We start from the raw sequence: 16,896 nt of genomic DNA on the forward strand, positions 1-16,896 counted from the left end.
GATAGCGTGAGGGCCATGGCGGACGAGCGGGGCGTGCTGGACCGCCTCCCCGTCCCGGTACGACGCGTCGTACGGCTGTTCTGGCGGCTGGTCGTCACCACCGTCAGCTCGTGCCTGCGCTACCGCGTGACCGGGCTGGCCGCCGAGGGCGCCTTCTTCGCGGTGCTGTCCGTGCCGCCGCTGGTCTTCGCCCTCGCCGGTGGCGTCGGCTACGTCACCGAGCACTTCACCGCCGCCCAGGTCGACGAGGTACGACGCGCGATCGTCGACCTCTTCTCGACGTTCCTCACCGACACCGCCGTGCACCGGGTGATCGTGCCGACCCTCGACGACGTGCTCGAGGGCGGTCGCTTCGACGTGATCTCGCTGGGGTTCGTGCTCGCGCTGTGGTCGGGCTCGCGGGCGCTCAACGTCTTCGTCGACACCATCACGATCATGCACGGGCTCGGTGGGCACCGGGGGATCGTCAAGACCCGCGCGCTGTCCTTCGTGCTCTACATCCTCGCCGTCATCACCGGCGCGATCACGCTGCCGCTGGTGGTGGCCGGGCCCCGGCTGGTGCGCTCGTGGCTGCCCAACCGGGCGGACTTCCTGATGACCTTCTACTGGCCGCTGGTCGTGGTGATCTGCATCTGCTTCCTCGCCACGCTCTACCACGTCTCGGTGCCGGTGCGGACCGGCTGGAGCTTCAACCTGCCGGGTGCGACCTTCTCGCTGGTGAGCTGGATCGGCGGCTCCTACCTGCTGCGCTGGGTGCTCACCGTGACCGCCCAGGACTCGCACTCGATCTACGGCCCGCTGGCGGCGCCGATCGCGATCCTGATCTGGCTCTACATCGCCGCCCTGGCCGTGCTGATCGGCGCCGGGGTCAATGCCGCGTTCGACGAGGTGTTCCCGCAGGAGACCACCCAGCGGGCGCGCCGGGAGCTCATGGCGCGCCTCCTGCGCCGCAACCCCGAGCCGGTGGAGTAGGTTCCGGGCCGTGGGTGACCATCAGGGAACGGCGTCGCACAGCCCCTCGGTGGGCCGGGTCGCGCTGCCCGAGCGCACCCGCTCCCCGTGGTGGGAGCTGGGCCGCCGGCTGCTGCTCGCGCTGGGCATCCTCGTCGGCACGGTGCTGCTGGTCTACCTCGACCGCGAGGGCTACCGCGACGCCGGCGACGCCACCGCGGCCGATCCCTACGGCAACATCTCGCTGATCGACTCGATCTACTACACGACCGTCACGCTCAGCACGACCGGCTACGGCGACATCGCGCCGGTCAGCGACGGCGCCCGGCTGGTCAACGCGTTCATCATCACCCCGGCCCGCATCGGCTTCCTCGTCCTGTTGATCGGTACGACGCTCGAGGTGCTGGCGCAGCGCGGCCGCGAACTTTTCCGCATCGCCCGATGGAGGAAGCAGATGGGACACCACGTCGTGGTGATCGGCTACGGGACCAAGGGCCGCAGCGCGGTCGAGACCCTGGTCAACAACGGCCTCGACCGGGAGCACGTGGTCGTCGTCGACCCGAGCCCGATCGCGATGGCCGACGCGCACGCCGACCAGCTCGCCGTGATCACCGGTGACGCCACCCGGCGCGGGGTGCTCCAGCGTGCCGGGGTCGCCAACGCCGACCAGGTCATCATCACCACCGGCCGGGACGATTCCAACGTGCTCGCCGCGCTCACCGTGCGCCAGCTCAACCCGGACGCGTGGATCGTCGCCTCGGTGAGCGAGCAGGAGAACGCGCCGCTGATGCGCCAGTCGGGCGCGGACTCGGTGATCACCTCCTCCGACGCGGTGGGCCGTCTGCTCGGTCTCTCCACGCTCTCGCCGACCCTGGGCTCGGTGATGGAGGACCTGCTCACCTACGGCGAGGGCCTGGAGGTCGCCGAGCGCGAGCTGCTGGTCAACGAGGTCGGCATGCCGCCTCAGTCGCTGCCGGACCAGGTGATCGCGGTGGTCCGCGACGAGCGGGTCTACCGCTACTTCGACCCGGTCGTGACCCTGCTCGCGCGCGGGGACCGGCTGGTCGTCGTACGGCCGGCCAAGGAGCTGCCGTGGGCCCCGCGCCCGGGCACCCACAACGAGGACTTCGCCGCGGACGAGGACTGATCCCGGGTCCATGGTCCGCCGGGACTACTCCGTGCGGTGACGATCGTGCAGACCTGCTCCGACACGGGTGATCGGGACCGTCCGGGGCGGGACAGCGGGGTGTGGAGCCGCCATGCTGGGCGCCATGGGGAAGGACTACGGACCGTGGGTCAGGCACGACTGGTGCCCTCGCTGCTCCCGCCGCACCGAGCAGACCAGCTGGTACCGCCGGCTGCTCGGCCAGCCGCGCGACCGGGACGAGCGGCGGGTCCGCTGCAACGAGTGCTCCGGCGAGGTGCGCACCGCCGCGAGCTGACCGTCGCGGGCTGAAGTCGGCGGCTCGGGACAGGGTTGACTTGGGGGCGTGGGGTACTGCTGGAAGGAACCTGAACCCACCAGGAGGCAGATCCCATGGCCAAGAACGCCACTTCCGACCTCGCCCACGACCTTCGCGACGTCGCCGACGACCTCAAGGAGCTCGTCGAGACCGTCGTGGCACCGCGGGTGACCTCGGCCGCACGCGCGGCCGCCGAGCGCGGCTCAGCCGCCGTCCACGCCGCCGCCGAGCGTGCACCCGAGGTGGTGCAGGCCGCCGCGGACCGGGTGCCCGACTCCGTCGTCGACCGGCTGCCCGACCGGGTCACCGACCGGCTGCCCGTCGAGAAGAGCCACCGCGGTCGCAAGCTGCTGCTCCTCGCCGGCCTGCTGGCCGTCGGCGGCGCGGTGTTCTCCGCGCTGCGCCGCTCCCAGGGCGGCGGAGGCTCCCACTCCGGGTCCGCTGGCGCCCCCGGTACGGCGAGCGCGACCCCGTCGTACCCGCGCCCGGTGGACGAGCCCGCCGCCGCGGCCGGCGACCCGCTGGCCGACCCGGCCGCCGAGCCGCCGCGGGGCTGACGCCTCGACCCACCTCGGACTCCGGGATCGGGCCCCCGTCACTCGAACACATGTTCTATTGTGGTCGTTATGGCGGGGGTTCGGCATGTCTGGGTCCGGCCGGCGTTCGTGCCGTCCGAGCTGCCCGGCCTCGTGCTCGACTGGAGGTCGGGGGAGAAGGGCTGGGAGGGCCTGGTGTCGTACGCCGACCGCGACGGCCGGATCGTCACCGAGTGGCTCCCGGCGGCCAACCTGCGCCCCGTGGTCAGCGCCCCGCAGACCGGATCGGCCTACGGCTGAGGCCGGCGTTATCGGATCCCTATCTATTTCGCGGGTAAGTCACCGATTCCGTTCCCACGCCGGCGAGCTGACCACTAGCGTCGGAGACGGTTCCCCAACCACATGTGTCCGGCGCACCCCACATACGCCGGACGCGAGGGCGCCCCGTCCTGCTCGCAGGACGGGGCGTTCCGGTGGGGGCCAGGCGTGCTCAGGCGGTGGTGACGGTGATCGTGTTCGAGCAGCTCGACGCGTAGCTGTTGAGGACGCTCTTCTCCGCGCTGTCCGCGGTCAGGCCCCAGCGGATCTTCACCGCGACCCACTCGGCGACGTAGCGGCACTTGTCGTAGGTCGGCAGCCACGTCGCGGGGTCCTGGTCGCTCTTGGCCTGGTTGACGTTGTCGGTCACCCCGACCAGCGTCCGGGAGTCGCCGAGGTCGTTGGCGTAGGCCTGCCGCCGGGCCGTCGTCCAGCCCTTCGCGCCCGAGCCCCAGGCCTCCGCGAGCGGCACCATGTGGTCGATGTCGATGTCCGCCGCGTTCGTCCAGGTTGCCCGGTCGTAGTAGGAGAACCACTTGCCGGTCGCCACCGTGCACTTGCTCGAGCTGGTGTAGGTCACCGCGGCGTCGGCCTCCGCGATGAGCACCTCCGCGCGGGTGTTCTGGCAGTCGCCGTTGGCGTCGACCCAGTGCGGGAAGAGCGCGCGGTCGTAGCCGGCGTTGTTCTCCGCCGCCGTGGGGATCGCGGCCACCCCCTGCGCGAGGGAGCCGGAGAAGGTCGCCGCGTGGGCCGGCGCGGCCGGTACGGCGAGCAGCACCGTCAGCACGACGCCGAGGGTGAGGAGAAGGTGGGTCAGGACGTTCCGAGAGCGCAGCATGGGGGTCTCCTGCGGGCGGGCCGGGCCGAGCGCACCGGCGTCAACCTCCATGTCTAGGCGCTCGCGGGCCGGGCGTCCAGGAGCCCGGCGCCGGGCAGCACAGAGTTCACGCGTTCGTCATCGCCCGCGCGCGCCTCGCTCCCTCTGGCGCGATCGCCGGGCGGGGGTGATGATGATGATGCTCCATCGCCACAGGAGGCCGTCATGTCGAACTCGGGACCCGGCAGCTCGATCTGGAGCCAGGCCAAGAAGGTCCGCGTCACCGGCGGCAAGATCGAGGCACCCGTCAAGGCGAACGGCAAGGACGGCATCCAGGTCGGTGACTACCGGCTGCCGAAGCCGGAGCCGCGTGATCCGGAGAAGAAGGGCCTGCTCGCGCGGTTGTTCCGGCGCGGCTGACCCGTCGCGGACGAGGCGAGCCGCAAATGCAGAGAACCGCAGGCACGCCTGCGGTTCTCGGTGGTGGGCGATACTGGGTTTGAACCAGTGACCTCTTCCGTGTCAATGGTGCTGATCGCCCAGGTCAGAGCCCTGCACCGCCGGTGACCTGCGGAAACGTGTGTCCACGGTGTCCGAAGTGCCAGGCGTGATCGGCGCTCTGGCCTCACGAAATCCTCACCCGACGGGTTGTGTCGGACCCCCGTCGTAGCGTGCCCATCATGAACGAGCTGACCACCGAAGAGAAGGCCCTCCTCGACTTCGAGGGCGGCGCCTGGTGGAAGTACCCCGGCGCGAAGGAGACCGCCGTGCGCGAGCAGCTCGGCCTCTCTGCCGTCCGCTACTACCAGGTGCTCAACGGGCTCCTCGACCGTCCCGAGGCCCTCGAGCACAACCCGCTCCTCGTGCGCCGGCTGCGTCGGCTCCGCGACCGGCGCCAGCACCAGCGGTCCGCGCGGCGACTCGGGTACGCCGAGCCGTGAGCCAGCTGTTCCGGCCGAGGAACTCCCACGTGTACGTCCGGCCGCCGCACCTGCCGACGGAGTACCAGGGCTTCGTGGTGGCGTGGCACAAGCTCGACGACGGCAAGTGGGCCGCTCGGGTCATCTACCTCAATCCGCAGACTGGCGAGGAGGTGCGGGTCGAGGTGCCGCCCGACCGGGTCCGGCCGATCGACACCGCGCCGTTCATCGGCTCGGCGTACGGCTGACCAGCACCGCGGCCGCCTGCCGGGCATGACGAAGAGGCCCCGCCCACCCAAGGGGGTGGACGGGGCCGTGTGGCTCGCCGAGCGGGGCCGGGGGGCTACTCCTGCTCGTCGGCGTTGCTGGGCTGGTAGTCGTCGGGGATGCCGGACGAGAGGATCGAGAGGTACGACGCGCCGCCGGCGAGCAGCGGCGAGGCCAGCGAGACGCCGACGGTGACGAGCGTGGGGATGAACTGCACCTCGCCGGTCGCAATGCCGACCACGACCGAGGCGGACAGCCCGGTGGTGAGGGTGGCGGCGTAGGCCTGCGCGGTGGTGCGGATGAAGCCGCGCTTCGCGGCGGTCCTGGTGCGGGCGGGGACGATGCTCATGCTGCTCCTCCTAGTCGGTACGACGGTGCCGGGTGAGCACCGCGTGGTGGTTGCTGCCGTACTTGCCGAGCACGTGTACCTCGGACTCGACGAGCTGGTTCGTGACGACGTTGTCCGCGCCGTGGCCGGCCACCACCCGCAGGTCGGGAAGCCGCTCGCGCAGCTCGGCCGCGCCGGCGTTGAGGTCGCCGCCGGCCACGGACGGGGTCGCCTTGCCGGCGCGGAGGTAGCGGCCCAGCTTGCTGATGGACTCGTTGACGGCGCGCGCGTTCCCAACGGGCTTCGGCGTGGGGGCGTGCATCGCAGCGTCGCGCCAGACCCCGGCGCCCGGGATCGCGAGGACGATCTGCCAGTAGAGGCGAGGGAGGTGGGGCCACCCGTTGATCGGTCCGCGCCAGGTGCGCCGCATCCGCCACCGGCGGGCGGTCACGGTGCCGACGTCGAGCCGCACGAGGGTCGCGAGGTTCGCGTCCTCCTCCTGTACCTTCCGCCTCCGCTGTCGGGCCGAGAGCTGGCGCGGGCGGGCCTGGAAGCGCTCGTACCCGAGGTCCCGCGCCACGCGGGCGATCAGGCCGGCGTACGGGCGCGCCTCGCTCAGGACAATGATGTGCGGGTGGTGCCCGAGGATCGCGGCGGCCGCGGCGATGAGCGCGCGCAGGTTGCGCTCGACGTCGTCGGAGTCGTTGCCGGCCTGGAGGTTGAACGCGAGCCGGTCGTACTCCCAGCGGCGTACGACGGGGCGGGTCACAGCTTCACGCCCAGCTTGGCCGCGATCGCGTTGACCTTGGTACGGAAGTTCTGGAAGCGGGTCTGCTCGAGTCGGGGCAGGTCGGCGAGGCCGGTCGCCTTGAGCTCGGCCTGCACGGCGGCTCGGATGATGTCGGTGAGCTGCTTCTCGGTGTAGGGCATGTCGTCCTCCTGCTTGGTGGCCCAGTCGATGCCCTGGCGCCAGGTGCGCAGGGGCCAGTGGACGCCGTCGCGCGGGCCGTTGTCGGGCACGCCGGCGTTGTCGTAGAGCGGGCCGGTGCCGTCCCGGCGCTCGTTGAGGTCGTTGACCTGGGGCTGCGCGAGGGTGTTGTGCGGGCAGCCGTTGAGTCGGATGTGGCAGTGGTGGTTGTTCTCCCACCAGCGGTTCCAGGCGGCGCCGCCCATGTTGCGGGCGATGCGCAGCTCGTCGTTGCTCAGCGGCTCGCTGTCACCCGATCCGCCGCCGCGGTGGAAGCCGGCGCTGGCCTTCGCGTCACCGATGAGCTGGAACCAACGCAGGGTGCGTCCGATCCGGCGCTCGAAGACGGGGATCCAGGCGGCGAGGCAGGAGCAGGCGGGCAGGCCGTGGACCTTGGTCGTGCTCACGGGGTGCCTCCGAGATCTCCCGGCGTTGCCGGGCTGCAGTCGAGCGTCACGGCGCCCGTGTCGGTGATGGTGATGGCGGTGATGGCCTGGCTACCGGGGCACGCGTAGGTGCCCGGCTGGGCGGTGCCGGCTGGGCCCGGAGGACCGGCTGGCCCCTGAGGCCCCTGTGGTCCTGCCGCCCCCTGAGGGCCCACGGGACCGGTCTCTCCGGCGGGTCCCGCATCGCCGGCCGGTCCCTGGGAGCCGGCTACCCCCGAGGGTCCGGTGGTGCCCGCTTGGCCGGGGCGCCCCGGCTGTCCTGGACTTCCCGGCTGCCCCGGGGGGCCCGGCACGCCCGGAGGGCCCGGCACGCCGGGAGGGCCGATCGGTCCCGTCGGCCCCGTGGCAGCTGGCGGCGGGGCGTCCGGCAGCGCGGTGATCCGCTCGACGAAGTTGCACGCGACCTGGTCGCCGCCCGAGCACGCCGAGCGCATGTAGTTCAGCGCGGAGTCGGCGGTGACCTTCTGCTCCTGGGCGTTGCGCTGCGCGGCGTCGCGCTCGCCCTGCAGCTGGAGCGCGACGAGCCACCCGATGATGAGCCCGACGACCGCGCCGACGACCGCGATCCCGACGCCGTACCCCACGCGACGGCTGTGCTGGCTGGCGGTCGTCACGGCAGGTCCTCGGGCAGCACGCCGCGCTCGACGAGCATCTCCCGGGCCCGCACGAGGCGGGCGAACATCGCGTCGCTCTTGCGCATCTCGTTCTCCTTGAGGTCACGGATCTGGTCGTTGGCTTCGTCGAGCTTCTGGTCGATCGCCACGGCGTCAGCACGGGCGTCGTCGCGCTCCTGCTCGAGGCGCCGGCGCTCGGTGGAGTGGTCCTCGCGCTCCTGGTCCCGTTGCGCGACGGCGTCCTCGACGCGCTGCTCGCGTGCCTTGCGGTATTCCTTCGCGGCGTAGCCCAGCGCGGCCACGATGAAGCCGATGAGGGCGAGCGGGCCGAGGACGAGGTTGGAGCCGAGGACGCTGGGGTCAGGTGCCATGCCCGGCCCCGCGGGGGAAGGGGCGGGTCAGGGCGGCCAGGGCGAGGTGCCAGAGGAACGCACCGGCCGGGGCGACGAAGGACGCCCAGCCGCCGACACCGAGCTCGTAGACGGCCTGGGCGACCGTGACGGCGATGCCGAGCTGGAGGCCGGCCATGAGCACGTGGGCGAGCCAGATCAGGAAGTGGCGGCGCAGCGCGTAGGCGGTGATGACCGCGGTGGCAGCGAGCATGATCATCACCCCCCACAGGTGCAGGTTGCCGAGCGCGTTGAGCACGACGAGGGACTGCGCGACGTCGCCGCTGACCGCGTAGTCGAGGCCACGGGTGAACGAGAGCGCCGCGAAGACCACCACCAGCGCGACGAGGACCTGTGGCGGGATCGACGGGGGCTGGTAGCGCGCGAGCCGGGTCATCGTGCTCAGGTCCAGATCAGCCCGGGCCGGGCGGGCAGCTGGTTGGCGCGCTTCAGGATCGAGTTTGCGGCTCGGCGCTCGAGGGGGTCGTTGAAGTGGGCGTAGGCCCCGTCGCGCGAGGAGATGTAGACGTTGGGGTCGTACCCGGGGATGTCGGCGGTGATGTCGTGGGCGATGACGGACTGGTCGTTGGGCCACACGGCGATCTCGCTGTCGATGATCCCGTTGTAGATCTGCGTCTTCGCCCAGGACGCGTTGCGGTCGGCGAACAGGGCGTAGTAGGCGGCAGGGAGCTGGACCTCCTTCATCACCATCACGGTGGGCGGGGTCAGCGACTCGATGAGCAGGGTGTCGTCGACGAGGACCTTGCTCGTCCCGGATGCGGTGATCGCGATGGTGTTCGCGCCGGCGGGCAGCACGCCGAGGTCGACGGCCATGTTGCCCCAGCACAGGTTGAGCGCTCCGAACCGGTGCTTGTTGCTCGTGGTGCCGGTGATCGGCGCGCCGCCGTTGACGGTGATGGAGTACCCGGCGCCGCCGTTGCCGCCGAACGGGGCGCCGGCGGTCGCGACGTACTCGGCGTCGTCGATCGCGGCGGTGACCCACTGCACGCGCCGGGGCTCGGTGAGGTGGATGACGTACGTCGAGGTCGCGCCGTCGGAACTGAGTCGGATCCCGAGGCCGCCGGACAGGCCGGTGTGCGCGATGGCCCCGATGGTGCCGGTGTAGACCGGGGAGAAGGTCAGCGACGCGGACGCGTTGGTCGCGGTGGCGTTGATGTCGACCTGGGTGGTGCGGGACGAGGAGAGCTTGAACCCGCCGAGGCCTCCGTTGATCATCTCCCCGACGTAGGTGTTGGCCGGCACGCCGGTCGCGGTGATGAGCATTCCGCGGTACATCGGGTCGGCGAGCCCGACGACGGTCGGGGAGCCGTTGGTGATGGAGTACGTCGCGCTGCGGTTGGCCTCGACGCGGTTCTGGGCCCGGACGAGCGCGATGAAGGCGTGCAGCGCGGTCGCGGCGCCGGCGCGGGCCTTCGCGGTCGTGCTGTTGCGGGTGCTGAGCCCGTCGTCGCGGGCGTCGGCGCCGAAGGGCCAGATGAACACCAGGCCGCCCCAGAGCGCGCGGTTGATCCAGGTCGAGACCGCGGAGCTCGTGGTCCAGGCGTCCGCGGCGCCGTGCTCGGAGACGTGGGAGATCGCGCCGTACGCCACGGCGGCGGCGTCGGCGGCGAAGTACCCGCCGGTGCAGCCGTTGTAGTGGAACCCGGACCCGATGCGGGACCAGATCCGGTCGAAGTGGATGCGCTGCGCGGTCACGCCGACGCCGCGGGACGGACCGTAGGTGAAGACCGACCGGCCCTCGATGATGCCGTTGGGGAGGACGTCGACGACCTGCTCGTCGAGGATCGCATGCAGGGCTTCCTCGGCGGCGGTCGCGCGGTTGGTCTCGGTGGCGAGGTCGGCGACCACGGTGCCCGTGGCGGCCCCGATGCGGGCGTCGACGGCCGCGGCGACGGAGGAGGTGTCGTTCTCGACGTACGCGGTCACGGCTTCCTCGGCGGGCACGCTGTCGACGCCGGGCGCGCCGGCGGGCCCACGGGGGCCGACGAGGGAGGTGGTGGCCAGCATGCGGGGCATGAGGTTGGACGTTCCCATGGGTCAGGCTCCGATCGTGGTGGGCAGGTAGCTGATCCCCTTGCCGGACGCGGCGAGGTAGGGCTCGGTCGGCGCCGTGGGGTCGGTGAGGGTGAGGTCGCCGAACAGGAACGGCTTGTTCGTGACCCGCACGTAGGTCGTGGTCGCCGCGAGGCCGGCGGTGAAGGCAGCGGGGAGGTCGAGCGCGACCATCCCGTCGGCGAACGTCACGAGCCCGTCCGCGCCGCCGGCGGTGCCGTCCTGGTCGAGGCGCGCGACCTGCCGGCCGCCGTCGTCGCGGATCACGAAGAGGCCCTTCCAGCCGGGCTCCCAGACCGCGGCCTCACCGGTGTTGCGGTCGATGAACGCGAACTCCTGGCGCCAGGCCATCCCGATCACGATCTTGAAGAAGAACTGCAGGCCTTCGTAGGCGGGGAACGGCATGGGGGGGGTCAACCTCTCGCGTCTGCTTCTTCTAGGACCTGCTCCCAGGTGCGCGCGACGAGCCCGACCGGGTTGAGCTGGGTGGTGTCGTCGGCCGGGCGCCACCGGGTCTCCTCCAGCACGAAGGTGAAGTCGACGTCGCCCCCGCGGGGGTCGGTGGTCTCCATGGCCTGCACGACGTGTCCGCCCCACACGTGGGCGTAGTTCGCGCGGTGGTTGCCGGCGTCGCGCAGCTGCTCGCCGGAGACCTCGACGCCGTTGGTGAACCCGACCCGGCCAGCGCCCGCGGCGTTGTAGATGCCCTGTGCGATGGTGGTCGCACGGGCGGCGGTCATCGCGCCGCGGTGGGTGATGTCGGCGCGCTTCTCGACACCCCCGTCGGGGGTGGTGGATGGGTAGGAGGCGTCGCGGTACCGGCCAGCGGAGGAATCGAAGTAGCGGACGAAGACCCGGTCGGTGACGTCGTCGTCGGCGACCCCGATCTGCGCGATCCCCGGTGCGATGTACCACTGGGGCTTCGTCTCGTCCTCACCGTTGACGGTGAGGAGGCCGGAGGGGTGGACGTACCACTGCCGGCTGGTCGGGTCCTCCAGCGACCAGTCGTTGAGCATCTCGTCGACCTTGCCGGGCTGCGGGTTGTCGACGCCGGCGGCGCCGTCGGGCCCGGAGATCGGGGAGCTGCCGAAGTCGAACGCGCGGTACCAGCGCTTCAGCACGCCGCGGGCGATGCCTTGGTCGAGGACCGGGTCGGGGCGGGAGGTGATCGTGCCGTCGGCGGCGAGGCACTCGGCTCCTTCGGCGAGCCGGGCGATCCCGAGCGCCTGGAACTGCAGGCTGTCCCAGTCGGGCTGTGACAGGACCCCTGACCAGACGACCTCGATGCCGTCGCAGAGCTCGACGAACGCGTTGCGGGCCAGCGGGTCGGGGCGCTCGTTGCGGCCGAGCGCCATCTCCCACGACATCTCCAGCGGCCCGTGGCGGCCCCACGTGATCTCCGGGTCGCCCCACGCTGCGACCGCTTCGAGGGGGACTCCGCCGACGTAGAGGTGCAGGTCCGAGGTGGTGCTCACGCAGGGACCTCGGTGGGCAGGTCGGGGCCGGCGAGGAGGAAGTAGCGGCGGAAGTACTCCAGCTCGCAGCCGGCGTAGCGGGCCATGTCGGTGGCGGTGAAGATGTGCAGCAGCCCGGGCTTGAACTTGTGGGACCCGATCCGGGTGAGGCGGGTGATGTCCTGGGTCCGGCCGGACGACCAGGTGCCGTAGACCGACGGGAACGGCGCGTCGAGCTGGGCGGAGCGGAGCTCGACGGCGGTGAGGTCGTGGGACGACGGCTCGTGGATGAGGGTGATGGCGCCGTCGTCGGTGTTGGCGAGCCAGCCCTCGTCGAAGGTGATGGTGTCGCCGGTGCCGGGGGCCGCGGTGAGGGTGATCTGCACCTGGTCGGTGTCGACGCCGGAGGTGGTGAGCGGGGGGAGGGTTTGGGTGGCGATGTGGTGGATTCGCCACGGGTCGGTCGTCGGGTTCCGCAGTAGCGCGACGCCGGAGGTGACGAGGTCGGAGCCAGGGATGTCCGCGCCAGTGGCGTCGACGAGCTTCGCGGACCAGCTGACCGTCTTGGTGCCGGTGAAGGCCATGCGGGCGAGGAAGCTGTACTTCGCCCGGGTGAGCATCGGGACGGGGATCCAGAACTTCATCGCGACGGAGAGGTCGTTCGTCGCGCCGGACATCTTTGTCGGGTCGACGGTCCGGTTGCCCAGCGCGTCGCTGTTCGAGCAGCGCGTGCGCAGCGACACGACGGGCGAGGTGCCGGTGTAGAACAGGGCCGTCGAGCCGACGAGCGGGCCGGTGTCGTTGGAGGCGAGGCGGATCGCGGCCTGGGTCGGGGCGGTGCCGCCGATCACCGCGGTCCGCGCGACCTGGAGGCCGTTGGTGCCGTCGATCCCGACTCGGTCGGTCCGGGAGACGTCGTAGACGTACAGGTACTTGAAGGGCTCGGAGGTGGTGGTGAAGCGGGCGTTGATCCGGAGCCGGTTGAACGATGAGGGGGCGGAGAACCACATCGTGAAGCTGTGGGCGGACCCGCCGTTGCGCTGGACGGCGACCGGGTAGACGTTCTGCCCGCTCCCGCTGTACTGCACCGAGACGTTCGGCTTCAGCGGGGTGGTGCCGTCGTCGGCGACGAAGACGACCAGCCGGAGGTAGGGGGTGTCGTCCATCGACACCGTCCCGGTGCGCTCCAGGCTGAGGCTCGACACCCACGGCCAGGACCCAGTGCTCGGGACACCAGCGCTCACCCGGACCGACCCGTCGACCGCGACCGGCCCGGTCAGGGCGTTCCACCCGGTGGAGGGGGATGCGTACTTCTCCCACCCGGTGGTCGAGTCGCACGAGTCGATGCCGATGAGCACCGGCTCGTCGGGGTCCGCGGGGACCTCCAGCGCGGGGATGATCGTGGTGTCCCAGTCCCGGGTGAACGGGAGCGTGGTGAAGGCCAGTTTGTAGACGATCGTGTGGTCGAACCGCTCGCGGTAGTCCCAGCTGTCGCCCAGGTCGACCTTCCAGTCCCGCTCCATGTCGACGTGGACGACGTCGAACGCCATCGGCCATGCCCCGAGAGTCGGCGGCACCCACCTCAGCGGGGCCGGGGCGTCGGCCATGTACTCCTGGGCCAGCGCGGCTTCACCGAGCGCGAGGGCCTGTCCGTCCGGCGCGCTGACGCGCACGTAGACCGGGACCTCCTCGCGGTTGCCCCACCCGGTGCGCTTGATCAGCTCGCCGTCGGTGAGGTAGGACCGCACGACCTCGGTCAGCGTCACGGGGTTGCCGTACGCCGTGCCGACGAGGGCCTCGAATCGGTACGGCGTGTCCGGCTCCGTGTCGGAGGCGAACACCACCCCGCCCCAGGTGAGCTCGTGGGCCTGGTCGAGAACCGTGGTCACTTCACGTACCCCCTGTGCTGCCGGGTGGCGGCCGCCGAGGCGCCCTTCTTGGCCGCGGCCCGGTTCCGGGCCTGCTGCTTGTCGGCGTTCTTCGCGGCGTGCTGCACGTCGCGGCGGAGCCCCTTGACCTCACGGGTTTGCTCGGCGAGCTGCGCGTTGGCCTTCGCGATCGGCGCGGCGTACACCGCGTCCGAAGCCCGGTTGGAGGACGCGGTGAGCCTGGACTGCACGACCCCGTAGAGCTTCGAGAACGTCGCGAGCTGTGCGGTCGGGAGCGTGGCGTACGCCTGCAGGTCGTCGATGTTGCCGTCCTTGATGATCTCCTCGAACGCGGCCGTGCTGACCTTCTTCTTGAGCCGGCCCGAGAGGGCGTCGAAGCGGTTGATGTCGGCGAGCTGGGCGTAGAGCCCTGCGACGGGGTCGCCGCTGCTGGTCCACACGTCCTCGTCGCCGCCGGGGCGCCAGATCCCGCGGTCGAGGCCGCCGCGGATGCCCTCGCGGAGGTTGTTGCGGCGGTCGACGAGGGTGTCGCGGGCCTTGGTCTCCTTCTCGAGAGCCTTCGTTGCGGATGCGAGCTCCTGGCGCATCTTCTTCAGGCCGCGGGCGACGTGGTCGGCCTCGCGGTCGCTGTGGGAGCGCACCCGCACGGTCCCGCCGCCGGCGAGGCCCTGGACAGTGCCGCCGTCGGCGTACGCCGGGATCCGACCGGCGGCACGGTCGGCCCGGAACCGGTCGGCCTCGCCACGGCGGTTGGTGATGACCTCCTCGCCCGGCGCGAGGTAGGTCAGCACCTTGTCGCCGTAGGGGTACCGCGGGCCCTGGACGGTGCCGCCGTCAGCCTGGCGGACGGCTCCGGGAGCGAGGAGACCGAGCCCGGGCTTGGTGCGGCTCGGGTCGCCCTTCGACGGCAGATAGACGTTCTGCCACTGGGTCGTGATGGTCACCGTGCGGCCCTTGACCTCGCGCAGCTGCGCGAGGATCGCCTGGATCCGCGGTGACGCCATGTCCTTGAGGGTGATCAGGGCACGGCGGTCCTTCTCGGACAGCTTGTACTTCGCCACGAGGGCGTCGATGGCGCCCTCGGTCTGCGGGATGCCGTCAGCGCGGATGTCGGTGCGGACCTCGGGCGGCAGCGAGTCGAAGGCGTCCTTCGCCTCGACGAGCTGCTGCTTGTCGAACTGGACCGCGATCTCCGGAGCGAGAGAGTCGGGGATGTCGAGCATCTCGTTCGCGAAGGCCTCGGCCTCCGCCCGCCCGGCCCCGAGCTGGCGGGCGAACGCGATGAACTGGTCACGCAGCTTCACGTACTCGCCGTTGGTGAGCTCGCCGGCCTCGACCATCTTGTTCAGCGCGTCGGCGGCCGAGGAGATCGCCGCGTAGTTGTTCTGCCCGGCCTCGGTGAACTCGTTGAAACCCCGCGACCCGTCCTTCAGCAGACCGCGGATGTTCAGCACGGCCTGGCCCCAGGCGTACTGGTTGTCGAGCGCGGAGCGGGCGACCGCCTGCTGCTTCTTCATCGCGTCGAGCAGCGCGTCGAGCCCGTACTTCGCCTCGAAGGCTGCGCGCCCGCCGTCGGCGACGACCGAGTTGTAGGCGGTCTGCGCGTCCGCAGCCTCCTTGACCATCCTGTCGCGGGTCGCGATGAGCTCCTGGCCCCGGTGGAACTCCTCGGAGAAGCCGCCGCCCGAGAGCAGGGTCTTCAGCGGGCCGGTGATGTTGTCGCCCCACGTGTCGTCGTCGAGGTACTTCGCGAACTTCTGCTCGAACTCCTCGGCCGCGGCGTTGATCCGGTCGAAGTCGAGGGAGTCGAGCGCGTCCTGCATGTGCTCGATCGATTTCGACGAATCGCTGCTGGCCGAGGCGACGTCGATGAAGAGCCCCGCGGCGCCGCCAAGGGCGGCGCCCACGGGCCCCGCGAAGCTGCCGGCCAGCGCCAGGGAGGCCGTGTTGCTCAGCCCGACGCCGTCGGCGAGCCCGGTGGACGCGACCGCCAGCCCGGCGAGCGGCGCCGCGCTGCGGGCGGCCTGGCCAGCGAAGGACCGCACGGAGGCCCGGGCGGCGAGGGTCTCCTTCGAGGCGCTCTTGGACGACTGCCCCATGTACGCCGCGACTCGCCCGAACTCCTGCAGCGACGGGAGCGACGACTTGACGTCCTTCGCGAGCCCGCGGGTGAAGCCGAGGGTGCCCTGCGACTGTAGGCGGGAGCTCGCGTTGGTGCCGTAGAGCTTCGACTGTAGTCCGACCGCGACCTGCAGCCCCCGGGAGTACAGCGTCAGCGCGGCTACGCCGGACAGGAGGGGCGTGCCGAGGTCGCTGTCGGCGACGTCCGCTACGACGTTCGCAACGGCCGTGAGGGTCTGCAGGACCGGTCCGGACAGAGGTGCGGCGGCCTGGGCGACCTGGGTGAACGCGTCGGCGACCCCGACGACGAAGTCGGCCACGTCGGGCCCGGTCTCCTCGACGTAGTCGAGGAAGTCTCGGATCTCGTTCTGGCCCTCGACTGAGCCGGTCCAGTCGTCGAAGCGGTCGGCGACGTCGGTGAGCCAGTCGATGAACTTGTCGTTCGTGGGGTCGAAGGTCATCCACATCTCGGCGCCGGCGTGAGAGAGCGAGCCGAGCAGCTGGGTGGTGTTGTCGATGGCCTCGGGGATCTCGTCGACGAGGAAGTCGAGGAAGGGCGCCCACCGGTCGGTGGTGAGCGACTCCGCGGCGTTGGCGATCGCGTCGCCGCCGGCGCGCCCGCTGGCGGCCATGAGCTGGCTCAGGATCGGGGCGAGCCGGTCGAGGGAGTCAAGGGCGTCGGTGAGGCCGGGGAAGAACTCTTCGGCGCCGGCGTCGCGCAGGGCGAGGAGGACCGGGCGCATCTTCTCGAGGTGGCGCACGAACCGGCGGGCCTCGGGGGAGAGCTGGGCCATGGCGTCGCGGGCGGCCTTGAGGTTCTCCACCGTCGGGTCGAGCCGGGCCTTCTCCACGGCCTTGAGCGCGTCGCCGACACCCTGCACGGCACCGAGGAGGCCGAGCGCGCCGACAGCGGCGCCACCGAAGAGACCGGCGAGCGCACCGACAGCGGCCAGCCCGCCGGCGCCGAGCGGGAGGAGCCCGGGCCCGAGGGTCGCGATGAGCTCGGCGACGACACGGAGCCGACCCGAGTACTGGTCGATCGATCGGGCACCACGGCCGGCGGCAGCGGAGACGCTGTCAACGTCGCGTGCGAGAGCGCGCTGCGACGACGACGTGACCTTGGTGCTCGTGCCGAGACGCGAGGTGGTCTGCTCCAGCTTGGCGGCCGCCCGATCGGCGGCGACGAACTCCTCCCGGGCCTTCGAGGTGGAGGCGTGCACGCGGTCGAACGACTTCTCGGTCGCGTCGCCGGCGCGGTTCACGTCGCGGATGTACTTCGCGACCATCGCCTCGAGACGGACGACGACGGAGCGGACCTGGGCAGTCATCGACGGCACCTCCTG

The 16,896-nt window shown here is 71.3% G+C and carries 20 protein-coding genes; 8 read left to right on the top strand and 12 right to left on the bottom strand.

The window, feature by feature from the left end:
• Positions 1-15: 15 nt before the first annotated feature.
• From MRBLML1_RS12500 to MRBLML1_RS12520, 5 genes are all read left to right on the top strand, one after another.
• The gene (locus tag MRBLML1_RS12500; RefSeq protein ID WP_364516271.1) at positions 16-972 is read left to right on the top strand and encodes a YihY/virulence factor BrkB family protein; all 957 of its coding nucleotides are present in this window, start codon (positions 16-18) and stop codon (positions 970-972) included.
• Between the two features lie 10 nt (positions 973-982).
• Positions 983-2,098 carry a potassium channel family protein gene (locus MRBLML1_RS12505; protein WP_364516273.1) on the top strand — a complete coding sequence of 372 codons (1,116 nt, stop codon included), beginning with the start codon at positions 983-985 and terminating at the stop codon, positions 2,096-2,098.
• A gap of 124 nt (positions 2,099-2,222) precedes the next feature.
• Complete coding sequence (locus MRBLML1_RS12510) at positions 2,223-2,393, top strand: hypothetical protein (protein ID WP_364516275.1); 171 nt, start codon at positions 2,223-2,225, stop codon at positions 2,391-2,393.
• A gap of 95 nt (positions 2,394-2,488) precedes the next feature.
• Positions 2,489-2,971, top strand: a complete 483-nt coding sequence (locus tag MRBLML1_RS12515; RefSeq protein ID WP_364516277.1) for a hypothetical protein — start codon at positions 2,489-2,491, stop codon at positions 2,969-2,971.
• A gap of 69 nt (positions 2,972-3,040) precedes the next feature.
• The gene (locus MRBLML1_RS12520) at positions 3,041-3,250 is read left to right on the top strand and encodes a hypothetical protein (RefSeq protein ID WP_364516279.1); all 210 of its coding nucleotides are present in this window, start codon (positions 3,041-3,043) and stop codon (positions 3,248-3,250) included.
• A gap of 190 nt (positions 3,251-3,440) precedes the next feature.
• Here MRBLML1_RS12520 and MRBLML1_RS12525 read toward each other — a convergent pair whose 3' ends face one another.
• Positions 3,441-4,106: an HNH endonuclease family protein gene (locus MRBLML1_RS12525; protein WP_364516281.1), complete on the bottom strand. Its 666-nt coding sequence runs from the start codon at positions 4,104-4,106 to the stop codon at positions 3,441-3,443.
• A gap of 204 nt (positions 4,107-4,310) precedes the next feature.
• Between MRBLML1_RS12525 and MRBLML1_RS12530 the strand changes: the two genes are divergently transcribed.
• The 3 genes from MRBLML1_RS12530 (at position 4,311) to MRBLML1_RS12540 (ending at position 5,253) form a co-directional block, all read left to right on the top strand.
• Positions 4,311-4,505, top strand: coding sequence for a hypothetical protein (locus MRBLML1_RS12530; protein WP_364516283.1), 195 nt, complete (start codon positions 4,311-4,313; stop codon positions 4,503-4,505).
• A 260-nt stretch (positions 4,506-4,765) separates the two neighbouring features.
• Positions 4,766-5,026, top strand: a complete 261-nt coding sequence (locus MRBLML1_RS12535) for a DUF3263 domain-containing protein (RefSeq protein ID WP_364516285.1) — start codon at positions 4,766-4,768, stop codon at positions 5,024-5,026.
• Entirely contained in the window at positions 5,023-5,253 is a 231-nt protein-coding gene (locus MRBLML1_RS12540) for a hypothetical protein (protein ID WP_364516287.1), read from the top strand. Before MRBLML1_RS12535 ends, MRBLML1_RS12540 begins: the two co-directional genes overlap by 4 nt.
• 95 nt (positions 5,254-5,348) lie before the next feature.
• Here MRBLML1_RS12540 and MRBLML1_RS12545 read toward each other — a convergent pair whose 3' ends face one another.
• The 11 genes from MRBLML1_RS12545 to MRBLML1_RS12595 are packed head-to-tail and all read right to left on the bottom strand — an operon-like array spanning position 5,349 to position 16,881.
• Positions 5,349-5,621, bottom strand: a complete 273-nt coding sequence (locus MRBLML1_RS12545; protein ID WP_364516289.1) for a hypothetical protein — start codon at positions 5,619-5,621, stop codon at positions 5,349-5,351.
• 10 nt (positions 5,622-5,631) lie between these two features.
• Entirely contained in the window at positions 5,632-6,369 is a 738-nt protein-coding gene (locus tag MRBLML1_RS12550; protein WP_364516291.1) for a hypothetical protein, read from the bottom strand.
• On the bottom strand, positions 6,366-6,974 hold the full coding sequence (locus MRBLML1_RS12555) for a hypothetical protein (protein WP_364516293.1): 609 nt from the start codon (positions 6,972-6,974) through the stop codon (positions 6,366-6,368). The genes MRBLML1_RS12550 and MRBLML1_RS12555 overlap by 4 nt, the downstream gene beginning before the upstream one ends.
• Positions 6,971-7,627, bottom strand: coding sequence for a hypothetical protein (locus MRBLML1_RS12560; protein ID WP_364516295.1), 657 nt, complete (start codon positions 7,625-7,627; stop codon positions 6,971-6,973). Before MRBLML1_RS12560 ends, MRBLML1_RS12555 begins: the two co-directional genes overlap by 4 nt.
• The gene (locus MRBLML1_RS12565) at positions 7,624-7,998 is read right to left on the bottom strand and encodes a hypothetical protein (protein WP_364516297.1); all 375 of its coding nucleotides are present in this window, start codon (positions 7,996-7,998) and stop codon (positions 7,624-7,626) included. The genes MRBLML1_RS12560 and MRBLML1_RS12565 overlap by 4 nt, the downstream gene beginning before the upstream one ends.
• The gene (locus MRBLML1_RS12570; protein WP_364516299.1) at positions 7,988-8,413 is read right to left on the bottom strand and encodes a hypothetical protein; all 426 of its coding nucleotides are present in this window, start codon (positions 8,411-8,413) and stop codon (positions 7,988-7,990) included. Before MRBLML1_RS12570 ends, MRBLML1_RS12565 begins: the two co-directional genes overlap by 11 nt.
• Before the next feature lie 5 nt (positions 8,414-8,418).
• The gene (locus MRBLML1_RS12575; RefSeq protein ID WP_364516301.1) at positions 8,419-10,071 is read right to left on the bottom strand and encodes a hypothetical protein; all 1,653 of its coding nucleotides are present in this window, start codon (positions 10,069-10,071) and stop codon (positions 8,419-8,421) included.
• 3 nt (positions 10,072-10,074) lie between these two features.
• A complete protein-coding gene (locus MRBLML1_RS12580; protein ID WP_364516303.1) occupies positions 10,075-10,494 on the bottom strand; it encodes a hypothetical protein in 420 nt (139 codons plus the stop codon).
• An 8-nt stretch (positions 10,495-10,502) separates the two neighbouring features.
• Positions 10,503-11,564 (bottom strand): hypothetical protein, encoded by a 1,062-nt coding sequence (locus MRBLML1_RS12585; protein WP_364516305.1) that lies wholly within the window; start codon positions 11,562-11,564, stop codon positions 10,503-10,505.
• Positions 11,561-13,432 (bottom strand): hypothetical protein, encoded by a 1,872-nt coding sequence (locus tag MRBLML1_RS12590; RefSeq protein ID WP_364516307.1) that lies wholly within the window; start codon positions 13,430-13,432, stop codon positions 11,561-11,563. The genes MRBLML1_RS12585 and MRBLML1_RS12590 overlap by 4 nt, the downstream gene beginning before the upstream one ends.
• A complete protein-coding gene (locus MRBLML1_RS12595; protein ID WP_364516309.1) occupies positions 13,429-16,881 on the bottom strand; it encodes a hypothetical protein in 3,453 nt (1,150 codons plus the stop codon). The genes MRBLML1_RS12590 and MRBLML1_RS12595 overlap by 4 nt, the downstream gene beginning before the upstream one ends.
• Positions 16,882-16,896: the final 15 nt, after the last annotated feature.

This window comes from Nocardioides sp. LML1-1-1.1 (assembly GCF_040676175.1).
Classification (GTDB): domain Bacteria; phylum Actinomycetota; class Actinomycetes; order Propionibacteriales; family Nocardioidaceae; genus Nocardioides.